Below are 13982 nucleotides of genomic sequence, written 5' to 3' on the forward strand. Positions count from 1 at the left end.
GCAATTAACCAATAGTGAAACGTTTCACAAAAAATATTTTTACCCTTAAAAAACGTGGGTAAAACCTATTCATTAACCATTAATAAAATCATATTTTTAGCCTAAAAGATGCCACCATTTTCGCGACTAAGGCTTAGGCTCCGCGGGCTCATCGCCAAACCACAGCGCCAACTTATCCGCCGCTTGGGATTTCACCTCATCATCAATATAGAGCATAACCATAGTGAGCGCCGCCGCTAAGGCGCCCAAGTCATCGGTAAAGCCCACTAAAGGTGTCAAATCCGGGATCGCATCCAAGGGCGAGATAAAGTAAGCCAAGGCCCCAAAAATCACCGACTTGGCCCACTTAGGCGTATTGGGCTTTTGCGCCGCATAGTAAAGCCACAGGGCACGCTCAACCACTTCACGCCCAGCTTGGCGACCAAACAGTTTGATTTTGTTCCAAAAACCAGTCTCAGTGAATTGTTCTTCTGCCATGTCGACTCCTTGTAATGACGGTTAACGTAGCTCACAGTGTACGGCGATACGCGGCGGGTGTCAGGCCAAAGGCCTGTTTAAAGCGTGCCGAGAATTTTTCTGCCGATAAATAGCCGCAGGCCAATGCGATTTGCAGCACGGAATCCGTAGAGTTTTGCAACAGGGTTAAGCCCTGACACAAACGCACTTCGGCGAGCAATTGCCTAAAACTAGTGTCTTCCTGCGCCAGTTTACGTCTTAAACTGGCACTGCTCATATGCAACTTATCGGCGATGTCCTCTTGCTGCCATGGGGCTGAAGGATGTTGCCCCAATAAGCCCAGCACAGCTTGACTCACATTCGCAGGTTTATGACTGTAGAGCCAATTGACGCTCGCTTGCTGCGGCAGACTGAGCAGCAAGGCGGCTAAATAATGCATCTGCACCGATGTGGGTAGGGCTAAGGTCAGGCTGTGCAATAACGCATTCCAGGCAAAATCGACCGAGCGTGAAATCGTTTGCGTGGGTTTAGGTATCTGCCTGTCGGTCGCCGCCAGCATAACGCCCGAGGGCAACTCATAGGGCAAGAGGAGTTGCACCGCTCGGTAGCGTCCACTCATCGGCCGATTGACGAAGCTAATATGGCTTCCGGCGGGTAGCAATAATAGCTGCTCAGCATTCACGGCGAGGGCATCATCTTGCCAGAGCAGCGACTTCTCGCCTTGGATCACGCGGATAATCGAAGGCTGATGCACTGGCACCCGCGAAAGTGACTGCGCCAGTTTAGAGTCGTATTCAAACATGCGGATCATGCATCAGCCCTGCACTATTAACGCTGATACACAGCGGTCAGCTTAGCGCTGCCTAAGGCCTGCGCATTGAGCATAAAGCCTAATAGCGCAGGAGATGCCTCTTTAGGTAACGCTAATGGCGAGGCTAGCGCCCACACAGTAAATATATATCTGTGCATACCATGCCCCTGCGGCGGGCAAGCGCCACCAAAATCGGTGGTGCCAAAGTCATTCTTTAGCGCAATCGCTCCCTTAGGTAAGGCATTGGCTTTAGAGCCCGCACCTTGGGCTAGCTGTTGTTGATCGCCGTTAATATTGTAAACGGCCCAGTGCCACCAACCACTGCCCGTAGGCGCATCGGGATCATAGGCTGTCACCGCATAGGCTTTTGTGCCCTTTGGTGCGCCGCTCCAAGTGAGTTCGGGAGAAAGATTCTCACCATTACAGCCAAACCCATTAAAAACAAATTGATTCGATAATTGCTGACCTTCACCAATATCTTTACTCGATAAGGTCATGGCCTGCGCCGAGCCGAATGCCGCCGTTAATAAGCCAACTCCGACTATCCACTTATGTAAATGCATCATCTTTATCTCCTTTAGGTAACAGGATTAATTTACGTCAGTCTTAAGTGACAAACCTGCCTCAAAACGCCAAGTTTCTTCCCTAAATGCTCAAAATTGAGAAAAAGTGTCGACTTTTTGTCATCTTTAAGCACTCGAGTGATTTTGTAAAGACTTTATCTGCATTTTTATTCAAATATGCCGTACCTTATAAAACACCAAATGAATTAATACAGTGATTAGAGCGAAATTAGATATTTATCCTTTATTAATTTATGCAGTTTTTGATTTTTAAATTAATTTGACAATATTTACTTTCGTTATTTAGATAATGATACTTAAGGATGATTGACTGTATTTAAATAGATAGAAAATAGTGAAATAAATAATTACAGTTAATTAAAAATAAGACACAGATCATATTTTTATTGATAACACATAGATAAACTCCATACCGTAATAAAACGTATCAATCATTTTCTCTAATCTCATAATGGAGTTGTATATGAAGAGGAAATCAAAAATCATGGCACATATCCGGCGCACTAGACATATCATGATGCCTAGCCAACGCGACTATTTCGACCATTCATACATCTTCCTTCGCTAATCTTCGCGTAGGTAGTAGGCCAATTAACAGGTCTAAAGTGGTATTGCCCTTGTAAGCGCATACACTTATCGTACTGTTTTTGCAGGTTTATTATCTCGCATCTAAATCAAAGCATTCTTTAGTCAGTGCAGCCAAGCTGCGGCCAAATAATTCTCTCGGAATAAATATATCTATTTTATTCTTGGACGACTTATAGCCTCATCATATCTGCACACGGAATAGCCATATCTAATTTAATGCCATTAATATTTTTTAATTAGGTATAGGCCAAGTTGTATCCAAAACTTTTTAAAGTAAAAGGGAAATTAACGATGAAATCATTAAAAGTTGCCGCCAGCTTATCTGTTAGATCATGTTTTGAAATAGACAGAGAAGTTGTCAATGTATTAACCACAGATTTTTGCGATGTGGGCGCGGCTGTAGTCTCTGTTGATGATGTTAAAAATGGTATTGTTGAAAAAATTAAAAATACCGGATTAAAACTGCCTATTTTCGTATCAGTTTGTTGTGAAGAAACCTTCCCAGATGATATTTGCTCTTCTATTACCGGGGTATTTGAGCTCTGCGGTAGCAATACCGATTTCTATGGTAAACAGGTCGAAACCGCCGTCCAAAAATATGAACAAGCCCTATTACCGCCTTTCTTTGGCACACTGAAAAAATACGTGGAAATGGGCAACTCCACCTTCGCCTGTCCAGGCCATCAGGGTGGTCAATTCTTCCGTAAACATCCTGTGGGTCGCCAATTTTTCGATTTCTTTGGCGAAACCATTTTCCGCTCAGATATGTGTAATGCCGACGTTAAACTCGGCGATCTATTAATCCACGAAGGCGCGCCGCTGGATGCACAAAAATACGCGGCTAAGGTCTTTAACGCCGATAAAACCTACTTTGTGCTCAACGGCACTTCTTCTTCAAACAAAGTGGCGACCAACGCACTGCTGGCGAAGGGCGACCTGGTATTATTCGACCGTAACAACCATAAATCCAACCACCATGGCGCGTTAATTCAAGCCGGTGCAACACCGATTTATTTAGAAACCGCCCGTAACCCCTTCGGCTTTATTGGTGGTATCGACGCCCACTGCTTCCAAGAGTCTTATTTAAGGGAACAAATCCGCGCCGTTGCACCTGAGCGTGCCGATGAACAACGTCCATTCCGCTTAGCCATTATCCAACTAGGCACCTACGACGGTACTATCTACAATGCTCGCCAAGTCGTTGATCGTATTGGACATCTATGTGATTACATCCTGTTTGACTCAGCTTGGGTTGGCTACGAGCAATTTATTCCTATGATGAATGACTGCTCGCCTCTGCTGCTCGAACTGACGCCTGAAGATCCCGGTATTATCGTGACTCAGTCAGTGCACAAACAGCAGGCAGGCTTCTCACAAACCTCGCAAATTCACAAAAAAGACTCACATATCAAAGGCCAAGCCAGATACTGCAACCATAAACGCTTCAACAACGCCTTTATGATGCATGCCTCTACCAGCCCCTTCTATCCGCTGTTTGCCGCATTGGATGTGAACGCTAAAATGCACGAAGGCGCCAGCGGCCGTTATCTATGGCGTGAGGCGGTTAAAGCTGGTATTGAAGCTCGCAAGTTACTGCTCAAAAAATGTAAATATATCAAGCCATTTATCCCAAGCATGATCGAGGGACGCCCATGGCAGGATTATCCAACCGAACAAATGGCCGATGATTTACGTTTCTTCGAGTTTGAACCCGGACAAAAATGGCACTCCTTCGACGGTTACGAAAAAGGCCAATATTTCGTAGACCCTTGTAAGTTCCTATTAACCACGCCTGGTATCGATGCCGAAACCGGTAAATATACTGAGTTCGGTATTCCTGCAACTATTCTGGCTAACTTCTTACGTGAAAATAATATTATTCCCGAGAAGTGCGACTTAAATTCGATTTTATTCCTGATGACACCTGCGGAAGATATGGCGAAGATGCAACACTTAGTGTCGCAAATATCTCGCTTCGAGAAATTAGTCGATGAAGATGCGCCATTATCTGAAGTATTACCTAACGTCTATAACGCTAATAAAGCCCGTTATAAAGACTATACCATTCGTCAACTCTGCCAAGAAATGCACAACCTTTATGTCAGCCATGACGTAAAACAACTGCAAAAAGAAATGTTCCGCCAGGCGCATTTCCCAACAAAAGTGATGGATCCACAGGAAGCCAACCTCGAGTTTATCCGTGGCAAAGTGGAGTTAGTGCCACTGTCACAAATTGAGGGACGCATTGCTGCAGAAGGTGCATTGCCTTATCCACCTGGAGTGTTATGTGTGGTCCCAGGTGAAATATGGGGCGGCGCGGTACAACGTTATTTCTTAGCCCTTGAAGAAGGCATCAACTTATTACCCGGATTCTCCCCTGAATTACAAGGTGTTTACCTCGAAACCCCCCCAGACGGAAAAATCCAAGCCCTAGGTTATGTATTAAATAAATAATTGAAACCCGACTGCAGAGTTAATTAACCCCGCTCTGCAGTCAATTTCAAACTTCTATAATGAATAACATTATTAGGTCATTATTATGAGTAAATCAGCAAATAAAATTGGTGTCGTCCAATTAACTATTATCACCATAGTCAACATGATGGGTTCAGGTATTATCATGTTGCCAACCCAATTAGCCCAAGTCGGTACTATTTCTATCCTTTCTTGGTTAGTCACGGCGGCGGGTTCTACGGCGCTTGCCTATGCCTTTGCCAAATGCGGTATGTTCAGTAAAAAATCGGGTGGTATGGGCGGTTACGCCGAATATGCCTTCGGTCGCAGCGGTAACTTTATGGCGAACTACACCTATGCGGTATCGCTTTTAATCGCTAACGTCGCCATCGCTATCTCTGCCGTGGGTTATGCCGCGGTGTTACTCGAAGTGAACTTAAGCCCAATGGCTATCTGTCTTGCCACCATTGGTGTGCTTTGGTTAGCAACAGTGGCTAACTTTGGTGGCGCCCGCATTACGGGTCGCGTGAGTAGCGTCACCGTGTGGGGGATTATTCTGCCCGTGATTGGTGTGTCGTTAATCGGTTGGTTCTGGTTCGACATCGACCTCTACAAAGGTGCTTGGAACCCACACGATATGCCTTTCTTTAAAGCCTTAGGCGGTTCAATCGCGATGACTTTATGGGCATTCCTTGGCTTAGAATCAGCTTGTGCTAACTCGGAGACAGTTGATAACCCAGAGAAAAACGTTCCTATCGCCGTAATGGGCGGTACCTTAGGTGCAGCGCTTATCTATATCGTTTCAACCAACGTGATTGCCGGTATTGTGCCTAACGCCGACCTTGCCAACTCAAACGCACCTTTCGGTCTAGCCTTCGCACAAATGTTTAACCCTGTGGTCGGTAAAATCGTGATGGCCTGCGCCATTATCTCTTGTACTGGCTCACTGCTGGGTTGGCAGTTCACTATCGCGCAAGTGTTTAAAGCCTCTGCCGATGAAGGTTTCTTCCCTAAAGTGTTCTCTAAGGTCAGTAAAGCCGATGCACCAATTTGGGGTATGACCATCATCGTTTCGATTCAAACCCTGCTGTCTCTGATGACTATTAGCCCATCACTGAGCAAACAGTTTGAAGCCCTGGTTAACCTCGCCGTGGTGACTAACATTGTGCCTTACATCCTGTCGATGGCAGCCCTAGGTGTGATGCAAAAACAACTCAAAGTACCAGCGAACAAGGCCCGTGTTGCCAACGTGATTGCGGTTATCGGCGCCCTGTATAGCTTCTACGCCCTCTATAGCTCTGGTGAAACCGCAGTGATGTTAGGTGCTATCGCGACCTTCTTCGGTTGGACCATCTACGGGGTGATTTCCAATAAAACACCAACAGCTGAGATCAAAGCAGCGTGAGCACGTCTCCCCTGCGATTCTCACCCATTACTAGATAAGAAACATAAAACCAATCCGTCTTCAGGGACCTTAAGCCACAGTGCTTAAGGTCCCCAGACAAAACTTGCCTATTTTCGGTGGAACTATGAAAAAAACATGCATCGCGTTAATGCTACCCATGCTGTTGGCCGCCACCAGCAGCCAAGCGGTTGAACTCTATAACGATCAAAAAAACTCATTAGATTTAAGTGGTTGGTTAGGCTTCGCGGCACTCAACGACAGCCACGATACCTCAGTAATTGATGACTCCTCCCGAGTACGATTTAGCTTTGAACGCAGCGAGAGAAATGGCTGGACCGCCTTTGCCACCACGGAATGGGGCATCAACATGGTGTCCAGCGATGACAGTTTAGTGATGCAAGGTGGCAAACTGGCCGCCGAAAAAACCGAAGACTTCCTCTATAACCGTTTAGGTTATGTCGGTATGTCGCACGATGAATGGGGTAGCCTCAGTTTTGGTAAGCAATGGGGCGCTTACTACGATGTTGCAGGCACGACAGATTTACCGAACGTCTTCGCCGGATATAGTGTCGGCGCCTACGCCTTTAGCGATGGCGGCTTAACCGGAACAGGCCGTGCCGACTCCGCGTTTATCTATCGAAATAGCTTTGGCCCAGTGCAAATTGCCCTGCAATACGCCGCCAAAACCAATGGTGATGTCACCTTAAAAAACGATGACGGCAGCGAAATGACCAACTCTGAGCTTAATTTCGACAGCAGTTACGGTGCCAGCCTGACCTACTCACTCACCGATAAATTTAAACTGCTCGCCGGCTTTAACCGTGGCGACTTTGAAGGCCATCTAGGCAACACTCAAGTCGATGAAACTAACGAAATCGTCGGTATCGGCGCCATGTATGGTGATTACTATCACTACGCCGATAACCGCGAAGCCAGCGGTCTCTACGTCGGCTTTAACGCCCATCAGAGTAAGAACAATGAGTTGGTCGGCGGCGAACTCTACGATGCCACCGGCGCCGAGCTGATGACGGCCTATCAATTCGATAACGGTTTTGTGCCTATGATTGTCCTCAGCTATTTGGACTTAGACACAGATGCCAGCACGCCCATCCAAGGCAAATGGACCCGCCAATTCGCCATGCTTGGCCTGCACTACCGTTACAGTAACGACACTGTGATGTTTGCCGAAATGAAGTTAGATTTCAGCGACATGGATGACCCAGCACTCGAAGCGCAGGAAGATAATGGCTTTGCGGTAGGGATTAACTACTTCTTTTAGGAATGGAAAGTCTTCATCAGGCTCTCCCGTACATTGAGGGATAGTGGCTCACGTTCCTCATATCCGTGGGCCCATTTGAGACTGAGGTGCGGCGCACGTTCCGTCTACAAACGCTCGCCACACACTCATTGGATGGTACCGCTGGTTTACCATCATCTCTACGCCACTCCAAATAGGTTTACTGGAGTGGCTTTTTTTCGCCGTTACTTGGCGTGCTGACGGCCTGAAGAGGCTTTGTTTCCGCGGCCTTGGTGACCAGCTTTACCCTGCTCAGATTTTCCCTTAAAGCCCGACTGACCAAAAGGCGCCTTAGCGCCCGGACGGCTGCTCTTAGGCTGCTGACTTTGCGTTGCATTCGCCCCAGACTTGGGTCCCTTAGGCTTGCTTGCGCTCGGTTTGCCCTTGGCATCGCCTTTACCCTTACGCTCATCGAACTGATTGCCCGAGAAACGCGTCAGGGCTTTTTGCCCTTGGTTAGCATCCTTCATCCATTTCTGACCACGTTCGTTGCGCCCTTCTGGTGGAACGAGGTGATTCGGACTGTTGCCAATCAAATCTTCACGTCCCATGGCAATCAAACCTTCGCGGATGATAGGCCAACCCGCTGGATCATGGTAACGCAGCAGCGCCTTATGCAGGCGGCGTTGGCGGCCCTTCTTCGGCACAGGCACCACTTCGCTGGTGTGCTTGACGTTTTTCAACGAGTTCAACTCAGTGTGATAAATGGTCGTCGCGTTTGCCATTGGCGATGGATAGAAGTTTTGCACTTGGTCGAGCTTAAACTTACGCTCCTTCAACCAGAGCGCGAGGTTAAGCATATCCTCATCGGTCGTGCCCGGATGCGCCGAAATAAAATAAGGGATCAGGAACTGTTCTTTGCCCGCTTCCTTAGAATACTTGTCGAACAGCTCTTTAAACTTATCGTAGGCGCCCATGCCGGGTTTCATCATCTTGCTGAGCGGCCCTTCTTCGGTATGCTCAGGGGCGATTTTCAAATAGCCGCCCACATGGTGCTGGACCAACTCTTTGACATAGGCCGGATCTTCAATCGCTAAGTCATAACGCACGCCCGAAGCAATCAAGATTTTCTTAATGCCGGGCACGGCGCGAGCGGCGCGGTACAAGTCGATAGTATGTTTATGATCTGTGCCTAAATGGCCGCAAATTGATGGATACACACAAGATAAACGGCGACAGGTTTTCTCCGCTTTTTCGCTGGTACAGCCGAGGCGATACATGTTGGCGGTGGGGCCGCCTAAGTCGGAAATCACCCCAGTAAAACCGGGAACCTTATCCTGAATATCTTTGATTTCTTTGATAATTGATTCTTGCGAACGGCTCTGGATAATCCGGCCTTCATGCTCGGTAATCGAGCAGAATGAACAGCCACCAAAGCAACCGCGCATGATGTTGATCGAGGTTTTGATCATGTCATAGGCGGGGATTTTGTCCTTACCGTAGGCAGGATGCGGCACCCTTTTATAGGGTAAATCGAACACGGCATCCATCTCGTCGGTATTGAGTGGCCAAGCCGGAGGGTTCACCCACACACCACGGTCACCATGGGGCTGGAACAACGCTCGCGCACAACCCGGGTTTTGCTCTTGGTGCAAAATCCGCGAAGCATGGGCGTATAAGTATTTGTCCTCAGAGACCTTTTCAAAGGCTGGCAGCAGCACATAGGTTTTATCCCAAGGCTTAGGGCGTGGTGGCTGCACACTGATGGGTTTTGGCGCATCGTTATCGAAAATTTTAACATCCGATGGGCCTGATAAATTGGCACAGCCCACATCGTCGGCGCCATAGGGGTTCGGGATCGGATCGATCTTATGCAGTTGATCTATCTTGCGAGAATCCATCCCACGCCACTCGGGCATAGGCTCTTTACGGATAACGGCAGTGCCGCGCACATCCTGAATATCCCCAATGGCTTCACCCGCCGCTAAACGACGCGCCACTTCGGCCAGCGGACGCTCGGCGTTGCCGTACATCAAGATGTCGGCCTTGGCATCGAAAATCACGCTGCGACGGACTTTATCCGACCAATAATCGTAGTGCGCAATACGGCGCAGGCTCGCCTCGATGCCGCCAATAATTACTGGCACATCTTTAAAGGCTTCTTTACAACGTTGGGTATAAACGGTCACAGCACGGTCAGGGCGCTTACCACCCACATCGCCAGGAGTATAAGCATCATCGCTGCGGATACGACGGTCGGCGGTGTAACGGTTGATCATCGAATCCATGTTGCCGGCGGTGACACCAAAAAACAGATTCGGGCGACCAAGCTGCATAAAGGCATCTTTGCTTGACCAATCGGGCTGAGAAATAATCCCGACGCGGTAGCCTTGGGCTTCTAACATCCGGCCAATGACCGCCATACCAAAGCTGGGATGGTCCACATAGGCGTCACCAGTGACAATAATAATGTCACAGCTGTCCCAGCCTAATTTCTCCATCTCCTTACGAGACATAGGTAAGAAAGGCGCTGTGCCGAAGGACTCGGCCCAATACTTGGGATGGCTAAACAGTGTGGATTCAACTTGCATCGATTTTGACCCAAAAGCGTAATGTCAAACAAAGGTGCAGGCAAAAACAGGCCGCACCGATTTAGGGACGCGGAGTATAGCAGGCAAACAGGGATAAGTGCGATTAAAAAAACAGCAGCCGAGGTGTTTTTCGGGGTATTTGCACCAATGTGTTCAATACCCCTAAAGTGGCTAGGGATATGGCTCAGACGGCCATAAACCTATCTCAGCCATTACAGACTTTGGGCAAAATGCACTAAGTTGACTAAGGCTAGACTGATAGTCACCAACCAAGTGAGCAACACGCCCCAAAAACGGCCGAAATGATAACCGCCTTTCCCCTGAGTTAACCCTATCGCATGGAGCAAGCGAGCCACAATCCACACGGTACCAAAACAATGCAAATAGGAATGCGCTAAGCCACCCGCCTCGGCCACCAGCATTAAAATCAATACTATGGGCGCATTCTCAATCAAATTCGCATGCACCCTGCCCGCCAGCGCCAAGGTATTGTTGCCGCCATCGCCGATACCGATTTTTTGGCTTCGTCTTAATTTCACCACTCGATAAGCCAGCGCTATTATCAACAACCCAGTCAAGCTGGCGTAAAACCCTGTTACCATCAACGGCATAGCGATTCCCTTTTGATTAACATCACCGCGGTATAGACCGCAAAAATTCAGCAATTTATTTGTATTAAGCTTAAAAGCCATTAACCTTTTAGCGACAAGATAGGTTAATATGCGCGCGTGATCTCTTACAACTTTTTATACAGTGAATAGCCCGATTGGATAACGAACAGTTTCTCGAAAAGCGTAAATTTATCATTAAGCTAGGCAAGGCTTTACATAAGTTTGGCACACCCGCTTACCGTCTTGAAACCCATTTGCAAACCGTCTCACGGACGCTCGGAATCGAAGGTTATTTTTTAATCTCGCCGACCTCCATGACCTTCGTATTACAACACGATACCGATCAAGAATATAACCATGTTGCGCGGGTTAAACCCGGCGAATTGGATTTAGGCTCCCTCGCTCGCACCGATGAACTGGTAGATGAGCTCACCTCGGGTAAACGCACGCTCACTGAAGCCTTAGACAGGCTAGAGGAAATCGCCAATAAACCCAACCCCTACGGCCCAGCATTAACCTGTTTCTCCTTTGGCACCTCGGCGGCCGCCTTTGCCATGTTGATGGGCACGGGTTGGAACGATGTCTTTTGGTCAGGCTTGTTAGGCTTGCTGGTCTATGGCTTTGTGTACCGCGCCGAGCGCTCGACGCGCATGGCAGAAGTCTTAGAGCCCTTTGCGACGATTGTTTGCGCCATTGCCGCCTGCGCCATTGCCCGTATCGACCCTAATATTAATATTCCCGTGGTGATCCTCTCCTCCATCATCATCTTTATTCCCGGCTTAGCCCTAACCTTAGGGCTGGCGGAACTGGCGGCACGCGACCTGATCTCGGGCACAGCACGGATCATGGACGCCAGTATGTTGTTGTTTAAGTTGTACTTTGGCGCAGTGCTGGGGATGGCGATAGGTAAAGCCTTCTTCGGTGAAGCCATTCATATCGAGCCTGAGGGATTACCGCGCTGGGCAATTTGGTCGGCGGTGCCGATTCTCTCGATGGCGCTGGTGTTTATCTTTAAGGCACGGATGCAAGATTCGCCCTGGGGCGTACTGGCGGGGATAGTGGCATTCTTCTCCGCCATGTTAGGCGGGCACTTTTTTGGGGATTCTGTGGGGATCTTCTTCGGCGCCTTGGCGGTTGGGGTGTATTCCAATCTCTTCGCCCGTTGGATGAAGGCGCCCGCCTCGATTGCACTGCTGCAAGGTATTGTTATTTTAGTGCCCGGCAGTAAAACCTACATAGGGCTGAACGCGCTGATCTCCGGCGAAACTATGCTTAACCAATCCCATATTGGATCGCAGATCTTTTTGATCTTTATGTCGCTTATCGCTGGACTGATTTTTGCCAACGTCGTGGTACCGCCAAGACGTACGCTGTAACATCCCCTCTCAGGGCTGGTGCCAACTCCAGCCCGATTCTTAAAGCAACCTTAAGTAAAATCATAATCTTATTAAAATGTTTCCTTGACTAATCGCCACTTCCCGTGTGTTATTAAATTGTGAAGCACAGCAGAATCTTAAGCTGTCGCCATCCAGTTTACGGGAGTGGTTTTATGCTGAAGTTTACCCTGTATGCATCGATTCTACCTTGTTGCCTCTGTGGCCTAGTCAGCCTAGCCAGAGCGGATGAGGCCGTGCCCAAAACTGCAACCGCTGAAGCCCCGAAAAAGGTGAGTAAGATTGTGGTTGTCAGTAACCCGATCTTCGATGAATCCGATCCCGATGCATTTTTCATCCACCGCTGGGCAAACTATCTGCATATCAACACTAAGGAATATGTGGTTAAGGATAGGCTGACCTTTGGTGAAAACGATACTGTTACCCAAAAAGACCTCGACGAATCCCAACGTTTGCTGCGTGCCGAACCTTATATTCGCGATGCAAAAGTCTATGTCAGCGAGAAAGACCCTGAGGCAGATGCCCACCCCGATGATGAGTCGATTGTTATCGAAACCTGGGATAACTGGTCACTGCTCCCCACGGCCAGCTTTAGTAGCTCGGGCGGTGACACCCGTTACTCCTTTGGCGTGAAAGAAGATAACCTCTTCGGTACAGGCATACGCACCCGCTTAAAATATCAATCCGATGAATCCCGTACTGGCTATAAGTTTGCCTTCGAGGCGCCCATTAGCATCATCGACCACGGTATTGTTGCCGCCGAGTTTTACGATAATAGCGACGGCCAAGCTAAGCATGTGTATGTGAGTAAGCCCTTCTATTCATTGAATACTGAGACCATGTACTCAGCCGAGTTTTTGGATGATAGCCGCACCGATATCTTGCGGCAAAACGGCCAAGAGGTGAACGAGTTTGAACACACTGTCGACTATCTCAATCTGCAATATGGCTGGTTAATCAATAAGAATAACGAACACTTATCGCGCTTTATCACTGGTTTTACCCAAGATAAGCACGAGTTTGCCAATTCAGAGGTGTACCCCACTTCCGCGTTACCCCAGGACAGGGACTTTATGTATCCCTGGGTCGCCTATGAGTTTATTCAGGATAACTTTCAGGTACTCACTAATGTGCACCTTATTCGTAATAACGAAGACTTTAACTTAGGTTGGCACCACTATATTCAATTGGGTATCGAGACCAATGATATAGGCGACAATAACCCAGTGGGCTACCACTTCAAATGGCAAACCACCCGCGGTTATAAGTTTGATGAGCATTTATGGTTACTCGAAATGGGCGCCACCAGCACCTTAGGCACCACTCAAAAAGATACCTACCAAGCCAATGTTCAGGCCGAATACTTCTATCAAATCAATCCTAAATGGATAGCCTATGGCAAAGCATGGGCGAGTGTGTCGAATAACACTTACCTCGATCTCACTGAAGGGCTCGGCGATGAAACTGGGGTACGCGGTTATCCCAACGAATATCAACAGGGCGACAACCAATGGTTACTCACCGCCGAAATCCGTAATTATCCCAATATCAACCTATACCAATTGGCCGAACTCGGCTGGGCGGTATTTGCCGATGTCGGCCAAGCCTCGGGCGGTCCGTTAGCGGCCAATAACGAGGTCAGCGGCCCGCTTGCCAGTATAGGTATTGGCGCGCGGATTTATTCCTCTCGCTCCAGTTACGGCAACGTCGCCCATATTGACCTATCAGTGCCCTACACTGGCGGCGATTCGGTCAACAGTTGGGAATGGCGATTCTTAGTGAAGCGCAGTTTCTAATCCGTGATTTATCGCGCATCGGATATGCGCCTCGTTTTATCGCTGATCACGCAGT

General features: G+C 48.3%; 10 protein-coding genes. 5 read left to right on the forward strand and 5 right to left on the reverse strand.

Annotated elements, in window-relative coordinates:
• Positions 1 to 126 precede the first annotated feature (126 nt).
• The 3 genes from SHEWANA3_RS20210 to SHEWANA3_RS20220 are packed head-to-tail and all read right to left on the reverse strand — an operon-like array spanning position 127 to position 1833.
• Positions 127 to 477, reverse strand: coding sequence for a YkvA family protein (locus SHEWANA3_RS20210; protein WP_011718601.1), 351 nt, complete (start codon positions 475 to 477; stop codon positions 127 to 129).
• A 31-nt stretch (positions 478 to 508) separates the two neighbouring features.
• Positions 509 to 1267 carry an AraC family transcriptional regulator gene (locus SHEWANA3_RS20215; RefSeq protein ID WP_011718602.1) on the reverse strand — a complete coding sequence of 253 codons (759 nt, stop codon included), beginning with the start codon at positions 1265 to 1267 and terminating at the stop codon, positions 509 to 511.
• Positions 1268 to 1284: 17 nt separating this feature from the next.
• Positions 1285 to 1833, reverse strand: a complete 549-nt coding sequence (locus tag SHEWANA3_RS20220) for a YbhB/YbcL family Raf kinase inhibitor-like protein (RefSeq protein WP_011718603.1) — start codon at positions 1831 to 1833, stop codon at positions 1285 to 1287.
• 897 nt (positions 1834 to 2730) lie between these two features.
• On the opposite strand from SHEWANA3_RS20220, the gene speF reads away from it, so the two are divergent.
• The 3 genes from speF to SHEWANA3_RS20240 all read left to right on the forward strand — a co-directional run bounded on the left by speF (position 2731) and on the right by SHEWANA3_RS20240 (position 7577).
• The gene (speF, locus tag SHEWANA3_RS20230; protein ID WP_011718604.1) at positions 2731 to 4893 is read left to right on the forward strand and encodes an ornithine decarboxylase SpeF; all 2163 of its coding nucleotides are present in this window, start codon (positions 2731 to 2733) and stop codon (positions 4891 to 4893) included.
• Positions 4894 to 4978: 85 nt separating this feature from the next.
• Positions 4979 to 6298, forward strand: a complete 1320-nt coding sequence (gene potE, locus SHEWANA3_RS20235; RefSeq protein WP_011718605.1) for a putrescine-ornithine antiporter — start codon at positions 4979 to 4981, stop codon at positions 6296 to 6298.
• A 124-nt stretch (positions 6299 to 6422) separates the two neighbouring features.
• A complete protein-coding gene (locus tag SHEWANA3_RS20240) occupies positions 6423 to 7577 on the forward strand; it encodes a porin (protein ID WP_011624838.1) in 1155 nt (384 codons plus the stop codon).
• Positions 7578 to 7780: 203 nt separating this feature from the next.
• On the opposite strand, the gene SHEWANA3_RS20245 is transcribed toward SHEWANA3_RS20240, so the two are convergent.
• Both SHEWANA3_RS20245 and SHEWANA3_RS20250 read right to left on the reverse strand, forming a co-directional pair.
• Positions 7781 to 10126: a YgiQ family radical SAM protein gene (locus SHEWANA3_RS20245; protein ID WP_011718606.1), complete on the reverse strand. Its 2346-nt coding sequence runs from the start codon at positions 10124 to 10126 to the stop codon at positions 7781 to 7783.
• 212 nt (positions 10127 to 10338) lie between these two features.
• The gene (locus SHEWANA3_RS20250; protein ID WP_011718607.1) at positions 10339 to 10737 is read right to left on the reverse strand and encodes an MAPEG family protein; all 399 of its coding nucleotides are present in this window, start codon (positions 10735 to 10737) and stop codon (positions 10339 to 10341) included.
• 155 nt (positions 10738 to 10892) lie between these two features.
• Here SHEWANA3_RS20250 and SHEWANA3_RS20255 point away from each other — a divergent pair, with 155 nt between their 5' ends.
• Both SHEWANA3_RS20255 and SHEWANA3_RS20260 read left to right on the forward strand, forming a co-directional pair.
• Positions 10893 to 12113, forward strand: a complete 1221-nt coding sequence (locus SHEWANA3_RS20255; protein ID WP_011718608.1) for a threonine/serine exporter family protein — start codon at positions 10893 to 10895, stop codon at positions 12111 to 12113.
• Between the two features lie 173 nt (positions 12114 to 12286).
• The gene (locus tag SHEWANA3_RS20260) at positions 12287 to 13927 is read left to right on the forward strand and encodes a hypothetical protein (RefSeq protein WP_011718609.1); all 1641 of its coding nucleotides are present in this window, start codon (positions 12287 to 12289) and stop codon (positions 13925 to 13927) included.
• Positions 13928 to 13982 lie beyond the last annotated feature (55 nt).

The organism is Shewanella sp. ANA-3 (genome assembly GCF_000203935.1).
GTDB lineage: Bacteria > Pseudomonadota > Gammaproteobacteria > Enterobacterales > Shewanellaceae > Shewanella.